The 15,360-nt window shown below is 68.6% G+C and carries 14 protein-coding genes and 1 pseudogene; all 15 read right to left on the minus strand.

Annotated features, from left to right (window positions below; all coding sequences use genetic code 11):
* A partial coding sequence (locus K2Z83_RS26075) for a hypothetical protein (RefSeq protein WP_220598096.1) occupies positions 1-491 on the minus strand: 491 nt, incomplete at its 3' end.
* On the minus strand, positions 488-1,069 hold the full coding sequence (locus K2Z83_RS26080; RefSeq protein ID WP_220598097.1) for a hypothetical protein: 582 nt from the start codon (positions 1,067-1,069) through the stop codon (positions 488-490). The genes K2Z83_RS26080 and K2Z83_RS26075, both read right to left, overlap by 4 nt.
* Positions 1,069-2,409 (minus strand): C40 family peptidase, encoded by a 1,341-nt coding sequence (locus K2Z83_RS26085; protein WP_220598098.1) that lies wholly within the window; start codon positions 2,407-2,409, stop codon positions 1,069-1,071. Before K2Z83_RS26085 ends, K2Z83_RS26080 begins: the two co-directional genes overlap by 1 nt.
* Positions 2,406-4,064 carry a glycoside hydrolase gene (locus tag K2Z83_RS26090; protein ID WP_220598099.1) on the minus strand — a complete coding sequence of 553 codons (1,659 nt, stop codon included), beginning with the start codon at positions 4,062-4,064 and terminating at the stop codon, positions 2,406-2,408. The genes K2Z83_RS26085 and K2Z83_RS26090 overlap by 4 nt, the downstream gene beginning before the upstream one ends.
* 241 nt (positions 4,065-4,305) lie before the next feature.
* Positions 4,306-4,740: a hypothetical protein gene (locus K2Z83_RS26095; RefSeq protein WP_220598100.1), complete on the minus strand. Its 435-nt coding sequence runs from the start codon at positions 4,738-4,740 to the stop codon at positions 4,306-4,308.
* Entirely contained in the window at positions 4,698-6,122 is a 1,425-nt protein-coding gene (locus K2Z83_RS30245) for a HAMP domain-containing sensor histidine kinase (RefSeq protein WP_220598101.1), read from the minus strand. Before K2Z83_RS30245 ends, K2Z83_RS26095 begins: the two co-directional genes overlap by 43 nt.
* 34 nt (positions 6,123-6,156) lie before the next feature.
* The gene (locus tag K2Z83_RS26105) at positions 6,157-6,831 is read right to left on the minus strand and encodes a metal-dependent hydrolase (RefSeq protein ID WP_220598102.1); all 675 of its coding nucleotides are present in this window, start codon (positions 6,829-6,831) and stop codon (positions 6,157-6,159) included.
* Positions 6,828-8,147 carry a sensor histidine kinase KdpD gene (locus K2Z83_RS26110; RefSeq protein WP_220598103.1) on the minus strand — a complete coding sequence of 440 codons (1,320 nt, stop codon included), beginning with the start codon at positions 8,145-8,147 and terminating at the stop codon, positions 6,828-6,830. Before K2Z83_RS26110 ends, K2Z83_RS26105 begins: the two co-directional genes overlap by 4 nt.
* A 191-nt stretch (positions 8,148-8,338) precedes the next feature.
* Positions 8,339-8,602: a hypothetical protein gene (locus K2Z83_RS26115; RefSeq protein WP_220598104.1), complete on the minus strand. Its 264-nt coding sequence runs from the start codon at positions 8,600-8,602 to the stop codon at positions 8,339-8,341.
* 83 nt (positions 8,603-8,685) lie between these two features.
* A complete protein-coding gene (locus tag K2Z83_RS26120; protein WP_220598105.1) occupies positions 8,686-9,477 on the minus strand; it encodes a hypothetical protein in 792 nt (263 codons plus the stop codon).
* A 58-nt stretch (positions 9,478-9,535) separates the two neighbouring features.
* Positions 9,536-10,498, minus strand: a complete 963-nt coding sequence (locus K2Z83_RS26125) for a hypothetical protein (protein ID WP_220598106.1) — start codon at positions 10,496-10,498, stop codon at positions 9,536-9,538.
* The gene (locus tag K2Z83_RS26130) at positions 10,491-12,518 is read right to left on the minus strand and encodes an ATPase, T2SS/T4P/T4SS family (RefSeq protein ID WP_220598107.1); all 2,028 of its coding nucleotides are present in this window, start codon (positions 12,516-12,518) and stop codon (positions 10,491-10,493) included. The genes K2Z83_RS26125 and K2Z83_RS26130 overlap by 8 nt, the downstream gene beginning before the upstream one ends.
* A 13-nt stretch (positions 12,519-12,531) precedes the next feature.
* Positions 12,532-13,824 carry a ParA family protein gene (locus tag K2Z83_RS26135; RefSeq protein WP_220598108.1) on the minus strand — a complete coding sequence of 431 codons (1,293 nt, stop codon included), beginning with the start codon at positions 13,822-13,824 and terminating at the stop codon, positions 12,532-12,534.
* Positions 13,825-13,888: 64 nt separating this feature from the next.
* Complete coding sequence (locus K2Z83_RS26140; RefSeq protein WP_220598109.1) at positions 13,889-15,109, minus strand: ATPase, T2SS/T4P/T4SS family; 1,221 nt, start codon at positions 15,107-15,109, stop codon at positions 13,889-13,891.
* A 31-nt stretch (positions 15,110-15,140) separates the two neighbouring features.
* Positions 15,141-15,360 (minus strand): annotated as a pseudogene (locus K2Z83_RS26145) (flagellar biosynthesis protein FlgA); the annotation flags it as partial.

Below are 15,360 nucleotides of genomic sequence, written 5' to 3' on the forward strand. Positions count from 1 at the left end.
AGGTTATCGAGCTCGCCCAGCCCCGTGCCCATGCCGAGCAGCAGCGGCGGAGCGACCATGACGATCAGCAGGATCTGCCGGACGCTAAAAGGCGACCCCATGCCGGTGAACGGCGCGAGCAGCACGGCGAGGATGGCGATAAAGATCGCCAGGGTCGCCACCGGGATGATCGCCTCACCGACCAGCGCGGTCAGCTGGGTGTAGGGGCTAAGGAACAGGTTGGCGATGATCTCATAGCGGATGATGTCGAGCAGGTAGGCCACCAGCAGCAGGAGCCGGTTGAGTGTCCAGAGCAGCCGGGCGGCGATCAGCATGCTGTTGTACATGGCCTGATCGACCCCACAGCCCATGTCGCCGATCCCACACGCGCCGGCGGGCCGGGTCGGGGCCAGCAGCAGCAGCCCGAGCGCGCTGACGAGGGCGATGATCAGGCGCTGCGGCCAGGTACGGTGGCCCAACCAGGTGCGGAAGGGGAGCAGGAAGCGCATCATGATCGCCTCCTCCGCTTGGCGCTGAAGAGGTAGGCAATGCTAACCAGGGCCAGCCCGACCAGGATGCGCATCCACCACGGCAAGGCAAAGGACGCATGCTCAGGTGTCGCTGGCGCGGGGGTGGCGCGAGTTGGCGCGGGGGCCGGTGCGACGGTCGGGGATGCCGCCGGGCTACCCTCGGGCTCGATCTCCGCCGGGTCGAGGTAGACCAAGCCGCCGGCGTCCATCACCAGGGCCACCAGTGGGTCGCCGATGTCGGTGCGAATGAGGATGGCCGGCTCGTCGAGAAAGGAAGTCTCGCCGAGGGCGATCGGCGCCCCGTTGGGAGTGGCACCGCGTAGCGAAAGGCGTACCGTCGTCGGGAGAACACCGAAGGTTGCCTCTCCATGTATATCGGTAGCCTGCACGGCGATATCCTGGGTGCCACCCTCATCACGAATGGTGATCTGCACTCCTGAAACGCCCGATCCTGCCTGGTCTATGAGGCGCACCTGCATGGCAGGTGTCTGCGCACGTGCGCTGACCGAGGGTAAGCAAACCGCGCCGATGATCAAGAGCAATGTCGGCAGACGCATCATCACCTCATCGTCCGGTAGCCGGCGAAGCAGAGGGTACAGGTTGGGCCGAAGTAGTAGCTGTTGCGGACGCCACCGCTGAGGAGCAGCACGCCGTACCTCGGGCTGGCGGCGTGAACCACATCGCCAACCCCATCCCCGTTGATGTCGCCGACATAGACGGCGGCGTGGGTGATCCGCGTGCTGCCCGCCGGGCGGAAGTACATCGGGTCGCCGGGGAGCGCGTGGGCAGCGTCCACCGGCCGCATCGTCCTGAACTGGTCATCGGCGGTGCGTGCCGGAACCGGCAGGCCGATCTGCCCGTAGAGCCAAACCACGAGGCCCGAACAGTCGAAGGTGGATGGCCCAGCAGTCCCCCAGACATAGCGCTTGCCGATCTGGGCGAGCGACAGCTCGACCAGTCGCCCGGCGCCAGCAGGTGCGACTATCGGCACATCGGCCCGACCCTCTGCCCTTGAGCCGTCAGCGGACCAGGCAGAGGACATGCCGGGGCTGTCGCAGACGGGGTTGGCAGGCTGCTCGGCGGTAAAGACGACCATGACCACATCCGAGTCCGTGCGGCGCAGATCGGTGTTTGGCGTCGGCGGCACGACCGGCGTTGCCGTTGCGGGTGCCACCGGCGTCCCGGTCGGCGTGGGGTAGGCAGGCAGGTAGCTCCCGTCACGGCGCAGCAGCAACGCCACCGCCCCTGGTCCGCCGGGAGGCGCAAGGATGGGAATGGTGGTCGTGCTGTCGCCGACCGGGATGACGGTTGGCAGCGCGCCCGTGGCGGCGAGGCGCAGCGACTCAGGGCTGACGAACCAACCATCGCCCGCGGTTGCGGTGCCATCAGCGCGGCGCACAGAGAGCAGTTGGATCTGGGCGGCATAGTCGACACTGATGGGGGAGACCGTAGGGTTCCTCCATGCGATCTCCACGAGATAGAGCTGACGGCCATCGGTGATCACCGTGCTGGCGCGAGCGTCGATGTTCGCAAAGAGCGGGTCAATCCGCACCCACTGCCCAAGGCTGAAGGTGTTCCCCTCACGCACGTAGGCGGTGGGCGATGGGAAGGGCGGGCCACTGAACGTGTCGCCGTACTCTCGCTCCCACACCTCGTAATAGACCCGCTCATCGTCGTAGGTGACAGGGCCGGAGGGAGTGATGGTGGGCCGTGGGTGGTGAATAACCTCCTTGACCGGCCCGGCCATGCCGTACGGCAATGGCGTGGGGCTCGGGCAGGCCCATGCCGGGGTCGAGAGCGTCATCTGAGTCTCGATCGCCGTGCAGGCGACCGTAAGAACCAGCATCACCCCAGCGAAGGCCAGCGCACCCAGCCACGTCCATACGCGCGCAGATATCATGGCTGCGCCTCCGAGGTGGGCCGAGGGGTCGGCGTCGGATACTGGCTGGCTGGGATGATCCGATCAAGGTTGACGGCACGAGCGCGCACGGTTCGTGCATTCTCAACCCAGACCAGCCAGGCGACGCGGGCGTTGATCGCGTGAGCGAGCTGGGTGAGATGGGCCGAGCGAGCGCCCGTGATCAGCGGGGCTCGGGCACTCAGTGTCGTCTCAGCGGGGGGTGTCCAGCCTCCAATGACAGGGTTCGCCCATGCCGCATAGTGCGTGGACGCGGCACTGCCCCACAGAGCCTCCTCACAGCAGTTCCAGACCGCGACCAATCGTTGTGCGGATGGATCGAAGGCGATGCCTCCGGCGGTGATAATCCCAGCGGGCGATGTGATGGTTGACCAGGGGAGCCAGGTCGCCCCCCCGTCCAACGAGGTGAGGGCGAACATGGACCCCTCATCGCGCATCGTGGCGCTAAACGTGACCGCCTGGCGCAACGTGGCGCCGTCACGATAGGGGTAGGCAACCACCTGCGCATCCGTCAGGATGCTGCCGGCGTCGGGGATGGTATGGAATTGAGCAACCCACGATCCCCCACGCAGGGGCCGGGAGAGGGTGAGGGCCGATCCAGGTAGATTTCTAAACGCGGTCACCATCGTGACGAGCTGTGCAGTGTCCCCCGTGCCCACCACGGCGAGCGCGCCGCTGCTGGCATACCACGTGTCATTCTCCGGCAGAAGCTCCGAGTCCCACTCCCCGGCAGCGGAACGATGGAGCAGGGCGGGAATAACCCCATCGTGGGCAGCGTCAGCCCATAGCGCCAGCACATAGATCTCATTCGTGTCGGTTGCGGCCACGTCAAGCACCGAGAAGAACGGTCTGCCGATCGGCTCGGGGGCCGACCAGGTCGCACCAAGGTCGGTGGAGTGCGTGGCAAACAGGGTCATGTCGGGGTATTCAGTCACGCCCCAGATCACATGGATGGTGCCGTCCGGTGTGATTGCCGTAGACACGCTGCGAAATTTAATCGGGTGCGTCCCTTCGCGATCAACCGTGGTCGCCGGCCCCCAGCGGTGCTCGGCGGGGCGATAGGCCCGTACATACACGCGGGTGTCGCCCTTGTTCGAGATTGGGATAGATACGGCGGCGACGGCGGCCCAGCTCGACTGCGGGTGAACCGCCACATCGAGCATCAACACCGGATCAGCGACGCGCAGCACATCGTCACTGCCGAGCTGGGGCTGGGCGGCGCTGACCGGGCGCGTCGGGTAGGGTGGCTCGGTCGGCAGGGGTGTGGGCCATGCCACCTGGGTCTGCCCTGGCTGCGGCGTGCAGCGCGGCAGCGGCGTGGTCGTTGCTGGCCGGGTTGCGGTGGGGGCGGGGGTAAAGGTCGGATCGCCAAAATTGGCGATCACCGTCGCGGTCGGAGCGGAAGCACCTCCAGGGGCCGTCACCGTCACTGGATAGGGTGTCGGCCGGGTATCCTCCGACCAGCAGCCCTGGGCCACCGCCGTCTGCGCCACCTCGCTGTCAGTGAGGTAATCGCCGCCACAACTGCAGAGCAGTGGCGCGAAGATGATAATGGCAAGGATGATGGCGGGATGATGGCGCATAAGGTTATGAAAACACAAAGGCGCGGCCCCGGGCTGGTCCTCGACAGAGGCCATTCCCCCGGTAGCCGCGCCGTTTAGCCGAAAGCGCAGGGCAGGAAAGGTTATGAAACACAAAGGCGCGGCCCCGGGCTGGTCCTCGACAGAGGCCATTCCCCCGGTAGCCGCGCCGTTTAGCCGAAAGCGCAGGGCAGGAAAGATTGTTCTTCGTCAGTATAGCGAGCAATTTCTGTACGCGCTATAAACGAAAGGCCATACGTGCTATGTCTTTTGGTACTAGCGCAATACGGGATTGAAGTCACGTCACCTGCGCAGAAGAGCCCACAGCCGCCGCGTATATCGCGAGCTCCGGCACGACGACCGCCATAACATCTGAGGCGCTGGCGGGCTTCTCGACAACCACATGCCAAAGGTCGGTCATGTGGACGTAGCCGCATCGCCGCACTGCAAGGCGGATCTGCTCCCTCGGCGTGCCGGTGATCAAGATGCGGCGCGTGCTCGCCAGGTGGGGCTGTGTGAGCATCCAGGCGGCGAGGTCGGCGCCATCCTCACGGCCGGCGAGCTGGAAGTCCGAGAGCACGATAGCCGGGGCGGGTGGTCGGGAGAGCGCGGGGTAGGCGAACTCGGCGCGGGTCGCCTGCGCCACCCGCATCTGGAGCACCCGCTCAACCTGCCGGGCAAGCAGCTGGTTCAGCGTGCCGTGGTCCTCAACGATGTAGATATAGTCGGACATGGCGAATCTCCCGGCGCGAGCGGCAGCCGCACGCGCACCATCGTCCCCTGGCGCTCGCCAGGGGAAAAGACCTCAATAGTGCCGTGGAAGAGGCGCACCATCGCGGTGCTGAAGTTCAGGCCCAGGCCGGTGCCGGGCGGCATCCGCTCGTGCCGCACGTCGCGCACCCAGCGCTCACCGATTCGGGTTAGCCCAGCGGCGGAGATCCCGATGCCGTTGTCGGCCACCTCCAGCAGCGCATCGGCGCCCTCGGCGCGCAGCGTCACGGTGATCGCGCCGTCGCCGTCACGGTAGCCGCCGGTGAACTTGATCGCGTTGGCGAGCAGGTTCAGCACGACCCGATCAATCCGGGCCGGGTCGGCCAGGATGAACAGCTGCGGCGGCAGCTCAATGTAGAGCTGGATCGACGATGATACAACATACGTGTGCATCACATTGGTGAGGTGCCGGATGCGTGCGGCAAGGTCGTACTCCTCCGACGACACGACCAGCGCGGAGGCGTTCACCTTCAGCACGCTGAGCGTATGCAGGTCGCCGACCAGCCCAGCCTGGAGACGCTGCGCGTCCGCTATGCGCTGGAAGGCTCCTCGCATGCCGCCAACATCGAGCGGGGAGCCATCGTGCTGGAGATCATCTAATTCTTCCAGCATCAGGCTCACCTCAGACATCGTGATCGTCATCAGGTTCTTGAGATCGTGCGTGACCTGCGCGGTCTCGACCTGCCATGAGCGATGCACCTCATCAAGCTCGGCGGTGCGCTCCAGAACCCGCTGCTCCAGCTGCTCCGCTGTGCTCACCGCCTGCATGAGCGAGGCACGAAAGTAGAAGCTCACGATGGCGACGAAGGAGACCACAACCGACAGCTCAGAAAGAGCGACGACCACGAAATGCTGCGCAGCATCCAGCGAATAGCCCGCGTACATGGCGCGCATTCCGAGCATCAGCGTGGTCGCAAGCATCACCGGGTAGCCCCAAAACCAGCCGATCAGCAGCGACGCCAGCAACCCGGGCACGACAAAGGCGACATTCACCACCGGGTAGCCATTGACCACGGCGTAGCTGGCGGGGTCGTAGATAGCAATCATCATCGCGGCGATCAGGACAATGACCGTCGCCGGCGCGAGGATGCCGCCACGCCGATTGACGTACCAGATAACCGTCACCGCCAGCACCATGATCAGCGCCTCGGTCGTTGAGATCAGCCCCACCCCGAAGACCGCCTGAGCGACGAGGAACAATGGTGCAGCGATGCCGAGCGTGAACGTGATCTGCGCCAGAATGGAGCCGTAGACGCGCTGCACGGGGTCGATGTGGTGGGTCGTCATGGATGCGTGAACAAAGCCGCGCAGTCGCCGCACGGCGTGGGCTACGATGGCAGGCACAACGGGAGGCACAACGCGGGGCCTTTCTCTCAGCTCAGATCGAGATCATCGCCCACGCGGCGCACATGGCCGCGGCGGCGATCAGCGGCTCGCCGAATGGCGCGAGCGCGGCGGGCAGGACGCGCACCCGGCGTTCGGAGAGCGGGTAGAGCAACGGCACGCCGGAAGGCGTGACCACATCGGCCAGGTCGTGCAGCAGCACACCCCAGGCGATAGCGGCGGGGGCCAGGGCCAGGGTGGGCGCGCTGGCGGTCCAGAGCAGCCCGCCCAGGGCCAGCAGGGCGCCCGCGAAGACCAGCGAGTGGGTGAGGTGGCGGTGCCCGCCGGCAGCGGCGCGGATGCCGCGCAGCAGTGCCCAGCCGGCGAGCAGGCCAAGCAGCACCCCTGCCACGCCGCCTGCCAGCGGCAGCCATGCCGGGCCACCGGCAACCATGCCAAGCACCGCGCCCAGGGCCATGCCCGTGGCGGTCAGCACCTCGCGCACGCGCTGGGCGACGAAGCTATGCGGCTCGTCGATGTCGGGGATGAGTGCCAGCAGCGCGCTCGCCAGGATGACCGCCACCCCGCCGGCGCTGATCGGCCAGGCGCTCGGTGCGGCGAGGCCAAGGACGCGCTCGGGCAGCAGCTCGGGCCGGGTCGCGGCGATCAGCCGGGCCAAGCCCAGACCGCCGACCGCGCCGATGAGAGCGTGGGTGTGGAATCCGCTCACCGGCGCACCTCCAATGTGATGTGTCTTCTGTTATGGTCGGTATCGAAGACCGGCGGTGCCGGATCGTCGGCGGCGCACGGCAGGGTGAATGCGGCCACCGCCCCGAGGTGCTGGCCTGGCGAGCGGATCGTCAGCTCGCCGCCCATGCGGGCGACCAGCTGGCCGGCGAGGGTGATGCCGGTGCCGATGCCGTCGCCGGCGGCGCCGGGGAGCAGCGGGCGCACCAGCCGGTGGCGGAGCTGCTCCAGCTCCGCCGGTGCCATGCCGACGCCGTTGTCGGCCACCTCGCAGCACAGCATCCCCCCTGGCTCGTGGGTGATGGTCACGGTGATCATGCCGCCGCTGCCCCGCTGGGTCACCGCCCGCAGGGCGTTGCCGATCAGGCTCCACAGCACCCGCTCGGTGCGGCGCGGGTCGCACCAGCATAGCGGCAGATCGGGCTGGGCCGCGATGGTCATGGTCACCTGGAAGCTCTGTGCCTCGACCGTCATCTGGTCGGCCACCCGCTCGGCCAGGCCGAGCAGCGCGGTGGCGATCGGCTGGGTCGCCACGCCCTGGCCCTCGGCGAGCTGCGCGATGTCGCTCAGATCCTGGGCGGCCATCGCCTGCCGGCGCAGCAACCGCAGCAGGCGTCGCTCGTGGTCGTAGGTGATGTCGGACTGCCCGGCCCGGGCCGCCTCGGTCAGCTGGATCGCCATGTTCGATGCGACCGTGGTGATCTGCCGCATATCCTCGGCGACAGCGCCGTAGAGGCGCTGCTTCTCGCCGAGCATCCGCGCCGCCCGCGCCCGCGCCGCGTCTAAGGCCGCAGTGCGCTCGTGGACGCGCCGCTCGAGCGTGCGCTTCGTCGCCTGAACATCGGCCAGCTCCCACTCGATCAGCAGCCGCCCGAGCACCACCGCCCCATTGATCACGGCCATCAGCAGCATGGTCTCCGACTGCATGTAGACCCCCTGGAAGTCGGCCCGGATCACGAGCGTCAGCATGGTCGTGAGTCCCGCCGCCAGCGACCAGATCGGCCGAGCTACCAGCAGCGCCACCAGCATGGGCAGCACGACCACCGCTGGGGGCAGCGTATCTAGCAGGGGAGACTCGACACCGACCAGCACGGCGATCACGAGCGACGCCACAACGCCGCCGAAGCGGTGGCCCATGCCGGTCAGGGCCGTCAGCGCGGCGAGCATCACGCATGCCCCAAGCGCCGGTGCCGCTGGCGCGAGCAGCGGCGACTGGAGGCTGTGCTGAAGCGCACGCAGGAGCGCGCCCAGCGTGCCCAACGCCAGCACCCCGACCGTCACGCGCCTACTTCTGGTCATCGTGCCCTCCCCCCGCCGGTGGCTGGCTCAGCCGGGCCTCGATCGACGGCCAGTAGATCAGCAGCACGCGTTGATCGTATTCCATCGACTCCACGAGGCCGTCCCGCGCCCACTCGCGCATCGTCCCCGTAGAGACCCGGCAGCGCTGGGCCGCGTCGTGCAGGCCGACCCACCCGTCTATTCGCCGTGCGTCATGATCCATGTACATTGTCGGTAAGTTTTCGCAGCCAGGCCAGGAACGTCCCGCGATCACAGCGCCACACCCCGCCCGGCCGGGCCTGCATGCCCGGCATCAGGCGCAGCCTGAGCGCGTGGCTGAACCAGCCGCGCCCCATGAGCGGAACCACGTCGCTCGACTTCAGCACCTCTGGCAGCGCGCCCTCGCCGCCCAGCTCCTCGATGGCGGCGAGCGCCTGCTGTGCGCGCGCGGAGGGCGGTGTCCCATGTGGTGGCATAGAGCACTTCGTCTTTCTCTCGTCGCCCCGGTACTCGTTAGGTGCGCTGTGTGCCTAACGAGTACACTTCTACGTGTGAATCATCAGAGCTGCTGAAACACGCTGCCCCCGGCGGTGATGACCCAGAGAAGATTTATCAGGATTCCCACCACCAGTGAGACCGCCACCATGAGTAGCAGATACATGGTGCGGCGGCTGAGCATGCGCTTGAACTCGCTCTGAAGGATCTGCTCCAGGGTGACCTGCTGGGCGACAAGCACCGCCTCGATGTTCCCGCCCTCGGCCTCAGCCTGGGCCAGCGCGGCGGCGAGGTCGATCAGCTCGCGGCAGCCGCGCTCTTTGACCACGAATAGCAGCGCGGCGAAAGGGCGCAGCCGCCGATCCAGGCTGATCCGCAGCGCCTCGGTCACCACCTCCTGCATCGGCGCCCAGCGCGTGACCGGGCGTAGCGTGTAGCGGCGCATGATGTCCAGCGGCGACTCGAAGCTGCTCATGCCCACGCGCACAAACGAGATGAAGCCGGGGGTGAGCCGCCGTAGCGCATCCGCCTCCTGCTGCTGCCGCACGAGCGGGCGGCGCGGGATGACCAGCGCGAGATACATGTAGCCGCCGAGGGCGGCGGCCAGCAGCAGCAGGCGCGGCATGCCCTGGACGCCGCCGGCGACCCCCATTGAGACCAGGCCGACGGCGAGCGGCACGCCGGCGAGGTTGCCGGTCAGGTAGCGGCGTGACATCCCGGCGGCCGTGGGGGCAAGCTGGAGCCCGGCGACCGCAACCCGGCGGCGCTCCATCAGCAGCACGCCCCATGTGGCGATGATGGCGGCGGCGATCGCGCCCAGGTAGTAGGGTGTGCCGGGGGAGGAAAGAAACGACATAGGAACACCTCATTGGGGACAGCCATCACACACCCATTGGGTGTGTGATGGCTGCTCGCTAGTAGTCGATATCATCAGCGCGGGCGAGCAGCACACCGCCCACGATGGGCAGCAGCAGCGCGCCGGCGACGACGCCGCCCACCACCATACCCAGCGGCGAGCTGTAGGCGATCACCACCCGATCCCACTGCGTCCAGAACAGGTAGAGCGCCATCACCATGCCGGCAAGGCCCACGGCCATGCCGCTATAGCGCATCTGAGCCAGCTGCGTCACCGCCTCGTCGCGGCGGCGGTCTGATGCCTGGAGCGCCTCGTAGGCGGTCTTCACCCGCGTCACGAGCACGTCCTGCGGCTGGCCTACGGCCACGGCCAGGTGGTTGAGGAAGGTCGCGTGGCGTCGCGAGGGGGTCTGCGCCGAGAGCGCGGCGGTGACCTGCTGCGGCGTGGCGATGCCGTCGCTGCTCGACAGTGGCGCGCCCTGGGCGTCAATCAGGAAGCGCCACTCGGCGCGCAGCGGCCCCGGGTCCATGTCGTCGAGCAGCTTCACGAGCGATTGGCGATAGCCGTTGCCCGAGCGCAGCAGGGCGCTCATCCGGCCCACCGCCGCCGTCAGGTCGCGCTCAAGGTGGTTCGTGTAGCGCAGCTCGAACACCTGGATGAGCACCCAGACGAGCCCAGCGGTCAGCGGAGCGGTCACCGCCATTGCCACAAAGATCGGGGAGAAGAGCATGCTCGTCACGAGCAGCATGATGACGGTGGCGCCCACGCTGATCCCGAGGAAGGTGGCCGGCGGCAGCGCCGGCGGCGTCCAGATCAGGGCCACGTCGGGGACAAGTGCGGCGGGCAGCGCCTGGCGGGCGCGGGCGGCCCGCTTCACCGCCGTGGCGACGATGAGCTGCATCAGCCGCTCGCGCAGCATGAACACCACCACCAGCGTGGCGGCCAGGGTCAGGGACACCGGCACCACGTTGATCAGCCACGCCGTCTCGGGCGCGGTCACCGGGCCAGTCAGGTCACGCATACGAAACCTCCTGGGGCGCGGTCAGGGCGCGCATCTGCGCCACAATCGCCGCGTACACCTCCTGGCGCACCTCGCCAGCCTCCACCAGCTGCGCCACCGCATCGCGGCGCACCGCCAGCACCGCTAGTGCGGCGTCGGGCGAGGCGCGGTCGCTCAGGTCGGGGCCGAGCAGCACGATCACCTCGTTGGGCTGGCTGCCGCGATCCAGCGCCTGGCGGGCGCGCTTGGCGCGGGTGTAGAGGTCGGTGTCCACTGTCACGCCCGCCGCAATACGTTCACGGATGGCCTCCCAGCGACCCACCGGGGTGATGGCGGCTATCTGCACCAGGTTGCGCTGCACCTCGTCCATACGTCGGCGGGCCTGCCCCCAGGCCCGGCGATCCAGCAGTGCCTCGAGCGCCACCGCCTGCGTGATGCTCTCCACCGCCGCCGCCACCATGCGCTGCGGGTCGAACTCCAGTACCCGCGCAGCCGCCGCGATCAGCCGGTCGTCGTGCCGATCGGCCCAGGCCCGGCGCAGCGCCGCGAGGGCGTTCTCGGCCTGGCCTGCCGTAACCAGCTGCCCGGCCAGGGTGATCGCCTCATCAGCGGCGGCGCGGGAGGTCGGCGCGGCGCGCACCCGGCCCTCGGCGCGCAGCAGGCGCAGCTTCTGGGCCAGGCTGCGCGGCGTCTCATCGGCGTCGCCTGACCAGATCAGGGCATCGCCCACCGCCACTGCCCGCGTCGGCCAGGTGAACTGGCCCTCCTCATTCACCACCATCTCGGCCAGCGGCACGAGCCGCGGGCGCGGCGTGCCGTCGCGCTCGCGCTCGGTGCCGTCGAGCAGGGCGATCTCGCTGATATAGCGCAGCCCGTTCATTTTCTCGATGTGGATGACCACCTCGATGGTATCGCCGACATCCTCCAGGGCGTTGTTGCGCCGGCCCGCGTAGACGTAGGCGCCCGGCATCGCCGCGCAGTCGGCAAAGCGCAGCACGGCGGCGTAGCAGCTCTTGGCGTGCAGCGTGGTGATCACGGCGTGGCCGCTCACCGCCAGGGTGAGGATGGCCCCGCCCTCCTCGGCGCGGGTCTCACCGGGGGCGACCACTGAGGGGGTCTGCCGCAGCGCCTCGCGGGCGGCCCGCCCGAACGCCCCCGGCTCCGTCGCGCTCTGCACCAGCTCGCGGGTCCACATCTCGTGTTTGACCCGGATCTCCTGGGTGTTGTCCTCGATCGTCACCACATGCGGCTCGCCGGGCCAGGAGTTGACGATGCTCTCCAGCAGGGCCGTCTTCCCGCTGCCAGTCTCGCCGGCGATCAGGAAGGAGCACTTGGCCCGCGCCAGCAGCAGCAGGATGTCAAAGACCGCCGGGCTGAACGCCCCACGCTCCAGCACATCCTCCAGGGTCCAGGCGTAGCTGCGCCCGCGCCGGATGCAGATCAGCGCCGTCCCATCGGGCATACAGGGCGGCACAGTGACGTGCATGCGGGTGCCGTGGGCCAGCGGCAGCGTGCCCTGGGGTGCGCTGTGGTTGAGCGACACGTTGAGCCGGGCGGCCAGGAGCAGGGCGCGGTTGAGCGCCTGGCGCGGGTCGGTGAAGCGCTCCGGCACGATCGAGAAGTCGTGACCATCCTCCTGCACCGATATCTGGACGCCGTTGATCTTCACCTCTTGGATGCGCTCGTCGTCGAGGTAGGCCTGGGCCGGCCCCCAGCCGAGCGTGTCGCGGAAGATCGCCAGCAGGCTCGCCTCGTCGGTCGGCACCTGGCGCAGCGGGCCGCGCCCGGCCTCCACCTGCGCGCCGATCGCCCGGCGCAGCACCTCCAGCACGACCGGGTTGCGCTGCGCGGCCGGGGCCACCGGGTCGAGTAGCTCGACGGGTATGGACTGCTTGAGCACGTCCATTGCGGCGGCGAGCACCTCGGGCATGCGCAGGATCTCGGAGATCGGCGTGGTTCCATTCTTCCCGCCGCCGCCGATGAGGGCGGCGAGCCCGCCGTCCTCGACCACATGGAGCGATGGTGTAGTGGTGTTCGTCATGGGGGGGAGGCTCCTAGTCATTGCCTGCGGCGAGGGCGCCCACGGTCGTATTGGCGGATGGCACCGCGACCCGGTCGCCGCGCAGGCGGCCGATGAGCGCGGGCCAGGCGCCGAGCTTGGGAATGGGCAGCGTCGGCGTGAGGCCGAGGTACGTGATCAGCGAGTCGACGATGCGATGGGTGGTCTGCGCGAAAACGCTCTCCGGCCCCAGATCGAGCATGGAGATGTAGCCGTCGTACTCATCAGCCATGCTTGCCAGTCGCGGGGCGCGGGGCAGTGTGCCCAGGGCACGGGCCTCGGGGTAGCGCTGGCCGAAGATCGGGATGATGTTCTCGACCTTCGTCACGACCCCGTGCTCGGGCTCTATAAAGAGCAGCGCGGTGTGGTCAAGCCGATCCGGTGCCACCTCGCGGAAATGATCGAGCATGTGGCCGACGCCCATACGCTCGCGGGCGCCGGGGGGGCAGGGCAGCACGACCGTGCCCCCACTGAGCAGGGTGTGGGTGGCGTAGGGCCGGCGCAGGTAGTCAGGCGGGGTGTCGATCAGCACCAGGTCAAAGCCGTTAATCTGGGTGACGCCGGCGTAGAGCCCCTGCCAGTCGGGTAGGCGCACATCGTTCTCGGCGCGGGCGACGGCGTGCGAGCCAATCAGGAAGGCGATCTCGCCCCAGCCAGACTCGGTTGCGGCGGTGTGTTCGGCGTGATAGATGAAGGGCTCGATGCCGGTGGGGTTCCAGCTCGACGGGCCGCGCTGCACCAGGTGCAGGTAGGAGGGCGCCGAGGCGGGCACCCGGAAGGCCGGCACCAGGCCGGGGTTGGAGATGTCGCTGTCCCAGACCAGCACGCGCAGGCCGCGGCGGCGTAGCCCCTCGGCCAGCACGCAGGTGGCGAAGGTCTTGCCGATGCCGCCCTTGGCCGCGCCAATGGCGACGACCGGCACCGCGCCGGCGGCGGCGCGCACCGAGATGCCAAGGGCAGCGCCGACCCAGGCGGCCACCGAGGCGGCGTCACGGTCGGTGGTGGTGGAGATGCCCAGGGCGCGGGCGTCGGAGAGGATCACCTGGCCGGCACCGACCATGTTCACCAGTACGCGCACCCCGGCGGTGTGGGCATCGTGGATGAGCCCCCACAGCTCGGGCGCGGGGGTGCTGCGGGTGTCGTCGACGTAGATCGCGTGCGGCGGGCGTTCGGCGGCGATCAGGCGCCGGGCCTGATCCAGCTTCGAGGGGGCGATGATCGAGAGATCGCGGTAGACCTCTAGGCGGGACGCGAGCCCGTCAAGGGCGCTGTAGACGATGAGTTCCACGGTGATGGTTGCTCCTTAGATGTGTGGTGGCGAGTCTTTTTCGGTGCCGCGACACGCCGCTCCGCTAATACCTCCCAAGACCCCAGGCCGCATTGACCACGCCGATGCGCTCAAGTGCATCGGCGGCGGGCTCGTAGCGAAACAGCGGGTTGGTCGTAAAGTTATCGCCGCTCTGGCCCTGGGCGCCGGTGGGCAGCACCTCCTCGATGGCGAGCACGGCGCGGCGGCCCTGCGGGGTGTGGCCGATGTGAACAACGATCAGGCTGACCGACGCAGAGGTGATCAGGCCGCGCACGATCGCCGCCGCCGCCTGGCCGCCGCCGCTGGCCTGGGATGCCAGGCCCAGCATGGCCATGCGCTCCAGGTTGCGCAGCGCGCCCTGCACGCTGCCGGCGTGGATGGTGCCGATGCCGGGGTGGCCGGTGGCGGCCGCCTGAAGCATCGCCATCGCCTCGCCGCCGCGCACCTCGCCGACGATCACGTAGTTCGGCTTCTGGCGCAGGGTCAGGCGCACCGCCCGGCCGAATGCGCCGTCGTCGTCCTGGCTGTTTACCTCCAGGCGCAGGCAGTTCGCAGAGCGCGGCAGCTCGCCGCCGTCCTCCACGAAGATCAGCCGGCTGGACGCGCCGAGCTCCTGGGTGAAGCCGGCGGTGAGCGTGGTCTTGCCGCTGCCAGTCGATCCGGCCACAATCACCGACGCCCCCGCGCGCAGCCCGGTCAGCAGCAGGGTGGCCGCCTCCGTGGTGATCGTGTTGGCCTGGGTCAGGTCGGCGAGGGTGCGCCAGCGATCAGGCAGCAGGCGGATCGAGAGGCTCGGCCCGTCGTGCGAGAGCGGCGGGCAGGTGATCGCGTAGCGCAGCTTGTCCGAGACGCCCTGCGCGTCGGTCCGGCTCCACGTCCCGTCGCCGGCGGGGTCGATCTTCTGCCCGCGCAGCAGCAGCTGGCGCTGGACGAAGGCGATCCAGCTCGGGTGGACGGTGACGCTGGTGTTGCTCATGGCCCCGCGCTGCACGACGTAGAAGGGGTCGCTGGGCGGGCCGTTGTAGAGGATGTCCGAGACCTCGTGCTCAGGGCTGCGCCAGATCTCGACCGGCCCGTACCAGTCGATCTGCGCCCATACCGGCAGGGGCAGATCCGGCGTGTCGAACAGGGCGATACACGCCTCGGCAAACGGCAGACCCCAGAAGGAGCCGATCCGCCCGCTGGTGGTGTAGATGCGCAGCGTCTCGGTCACGTCGGCGGCCTTCTCGGCGATGGCGATGGAAGATGTGGCGGCGGGCATCATAGATTGGCCTTTGTGGGTATCGCGGCTGCGGCTACGGCTGCGTGCTACCGGGGACAGTGCTCGTGCTGCCGGGGATGGTCGATCCGGGCGCCGGACGGGCCTCGGGCGTGGGCACCGGGGCGGTAAGGTCCGGCATCGTGACCTGGCCGATGTCCAGGCGGGTCATGGGCGGGAGGTCGTCGGAGGTCACACCGTAGCGCTCGCCCCAGAGCTGCAGGCCGGCGGCCTGGATGGCCCAGATCGTCTGGGCC

Origin of the sequence: Oscillochloris sp. ZM17-4 (assembly GCF_019599295.1) — a bacterium.
Lineage (GTDB): Bacteria > Chloroflexota > Chloroflexia > Chloroflexales > Chloroflexaceae > Oscillochloris.

What these genes read in the sequence shown, in the direction of transcription:
- K2Z83_RS26140 (WP_220598109.1), bottom strand. Translation starts at nt 15,109, where the DNA reads ATGATGCCCGCCGCCACATCTTCCATCGCCATCGCCGAGAAGGCCGCC.
- K2Z83_RS26095 (WP_220598100.1), bottom strand. Translation starts at nt 4,740, where the DNA reads ATGTCCGACTATATCTACATCGTTGAGGACCACGGCACGCTGAACCAG.
- K2Z83_RS26115 (WP_220598104.1), bottom strand. Translation starts at nt 8,602, where the DNA reads ATGCCACCACATGGGACACCGCCCTCCGCGCGCGCACAGCAGGCGCTC.
- K2Z83_RS26125 (WP_220598106.1), bottom strand. Translation starts at nt 10,498, where the DNA reads ATGCGTGACCTGACTGGCCCGGTGACCGCGCCCGAGACGGCGTGGCTG.
- K2Z83_RS26090 (WP_220598099.1), bottom strand. Translation starts at nt 4,064, where the DNA reads ATGGCCTCTGTCGAGGACCAGCCCGGGGCCGCGCCTTTGTGTTTTCAT.
- K2Z83_RS26085 (WP_220598098.1), bottom strand. Translation starts at nt 2,409, where the DNA reads ATGATATCTGCGCGCGTATGGACGTGGCTGGGTGCGCTGGCCTTCGCT.
- K2Z83_RS26110 (WP_220598103.1), bottom strand. Translation starts at nt 8,147, where the DNA reads ATGACCAGAAGTAGGCGCGTGACGGTCGGGGTGCTGGCGTTGGGCACG.
- K2Z83_RS26120 (WP_220598105.1), bottom strand. Translation starts at nt 9,477, where the DNA reads ATGTCGTTTCTTTCCTCCCCCGGCACACCCTACTACCTGGGCGCGATC.
- K2Z83_RS26130 (WP_220598107.1), bottom strand. Translation starts at nt 12,518, where the DNA reads ATGACGAACACCACTACACCATCGCTCCATGTGGTCGAGGACGGCGGG.
- K2Z83_RS26080 (WP_220598097.1), bottom strand. Translation starts at nt 1,069, where the DNA reads ATGATGCGTCTGCCGACATTGCTCTTGATCATCGGCGCGGTTTGCTTA.